At 70.4% G+C, this 2,044-nt stretch carries 2 protein-coding genes; both read right to left on the bottom strand.

Translation table 11 applies throughout. The features are described 5' to 3' along the window. Positions 1–7: 7 nt before the first annotated feature. The gene (locus tag AC27IO_RS23400; protein ID WP_498741058.1) at positions 8–1,510 is read right to left on the bottom strand and encodes a M20 family metallopeptidase; all 1,503 of its coding nucleotides are present in this window, start codon (positions 1,508–1,510) and stop codon (positions 8–10) included. A 79-nt stretch (positions 1,511–1,589) separates the two neighbouring features. After that, a partial coding sequence (locus AC27IO_RS23395) for a GGDEF domain-containing protein (RefSeq protein WP_487090949.1) occupies positions 1,590–2,044 on the bottom strand: 455 nt, incomplete at its 5' end.

The following is a 2,044-nucleotide window of genomic DNA, read 5'->3' as shown; positions in this document are numbered from 1 at the left end:
AGCGGCTTCAGGCGGCCGCGGCGGTGGCCGTGCCGTCCTGGGCGCCGGCGGGCGGCAGGCTGGCGATGACCTGCGCCACGGCGGCGGTGAGCTTCTTGGCGTAGGGCACGTGCAGGAACTCGTTGGGGCCGTGCGCGTTGCTCTTGGGGCCCAGCACGCCGCAGACCATCATCTGCGCCTTCGGAAAGCCCTGGCTCAACATGTTCATGAGCGGAATCGTGCCGCCCTGGCCGATGTAGCCGCACGGCGCGCCGAAGTGGGCCTGGCTGGCGGCATTGAGCGCGCCCTCGAACCACGGCGCGGTGTCGGGCGCGTTCCAGCCGCTGGCCGCGCCGCCGCCCTCAAAGGTGACCTTGGCCTGGTAGGGCGCGTTGTCCTCCAGCAGCGCCTTCATCTCCTGCACGCACTGCGCGGCGTCCACCAGCGGGGGCAGGCGCAGGCTGAGCTTGAAGGCGGTGTAGGGGCGCAGCACGTTGCCCGCGTCCTTCAGGGCCGGAAAACCCTCGGCGCCGGTCACGCTGAGCGTGGGCTCCCAGGTGCGCTTGAGCAGGGCCTGCACCGGGTCGGTGGTGGTGGGCAGCGCGAAGGTGGTGGAGCCGCCGCAGTCGTAGTGCGCCCAGGGAAAGCGCTTGTACACCTCCTCGCCCAGGATGCCGGCGGTGGCGCGGGCCTGCGCCAGGCGGTCGGTGGGCACGTCGCAGTGGAAGCTGGCGGGCAACAGGCGTCCGGTGGCGCTGTCCTCGAGCCGGTCCAGCACCTGCCGCATGATGCGGAACGACGAGGGCACGAGGCCTGACGAATCGCCCGAGTGGATGCCCTCGGTGAGGATCTCCACCTTGAGCGTGCCGCTTGCCATGCCGCGCAGGCTGGTGGTGAGCCACAGCTGGTCGTAGTTGCCGGCGCCGCTATCGAGGCAGATCACTAGGGCCACGCTTCCTAAGCGGGTACGCAGCAGGTCGATGTAGGGCAGCAGGTCGCCCGAGCCGCTTTCCTCGCAGGTCTCGATCAGGCCGACGATGCGCGGGTGCGGCACGTTCTGGCGCTTGAGCTCCTGCACGGCGGCGATGCTGGCATACACCGCGTAGCCGTCGTCGGCGCCGCCGCGGCCGTAGAGCTTGCCGTCCTCGTACTTGGGCGTCCAGGGGCCCAGGTCCTTGCGCCAGCCCTCGAACTCGGGCTGCTTGTCCAGGTGGCCGTACATCAGGACGGTCTGGCTCGACTGGGGCTGCGTGGCGGCCACCTCGAAGAACAGCACCGGCGTGCGGCCGGGCAGGCGCACGATCTCGAGCGTGAGGCCCGCCACCTTCTGCGCTTCGACCCAGTTCGCGGCATTGCGCAGCACGCGGTCCAGGTATCCGAGCTGCTCCCAGTCGGGGGCGAAGCCGGGCGACTTGGCGGGGATTTCGATGTATTCGGTGAGCTGGCGCAGGATGTCGCCGTCCCATTGGCGGCTGACGTGGGCCAGGGCTTCGGCGGGTTGCAGGAGGTCGGGGGCGGTGCGGGCGTTCATGGCGGTTCCTCGGGGGCATTCCAGGAAAAGATCCTGCCACCGGCCGCGGCATCCGGCGGGCGCGCCGGTGCGTTGCAGTTCACCGCTCCGGTGGAGGAAGGGTTTCCGGATTGTCGTGCAGTGCGGAGGCGGGCACCACCCCGCGCAGATCGCCCGCGACGGCAACGCGGTTGCGTCCGCTGCGCTTGGCCTCGTACATGGCGCGGTCGGCGGCGGCGATCAGCATGTCCCAGCTGTCACCTTCCTCGATGCGTCCGCCGAACACGCCGATGCTCAGGGTGACCGGCACGGTGTGCCCGCCCAGGTCGAAGCGCGTCTGCTCGATCGCCCGGCACAGCTGGATGGCCAGCTGCCGCGCGCCGTGCAGCGGCGTGTCGGGCAGCACCACGAGGAACTCCTCGCCGCCGTAGCGCCCGATCATGTCCTGCGCCCGCAGGCGCTCGCCCATGGCGTCGACCACGCGGCACAGCACTTGGTCGCCCACGAGGTGGCCCAGCCCGTCGTTGATGCGCTTGAAGTGGTCGATGTCCACCA

The sequence above is a fragment of the Acidovorax sp. KNOB132 genome (genome assembly GCF_057541515.1).
Note: the sequence above shows the minus strand (reverse complement) of the source record. Positions and strands in the feature narration are given on the sequence as shown.

Coding starts and splice junctions, on each gene's coding strand:
- AC27IO_RS23400 (WP_498741058.1), bottom strand. CDS start 1,510: ATGAACGCCCGCACCGCCCCCGACCTCCTGCAACCCGCCGAAGCCCTG.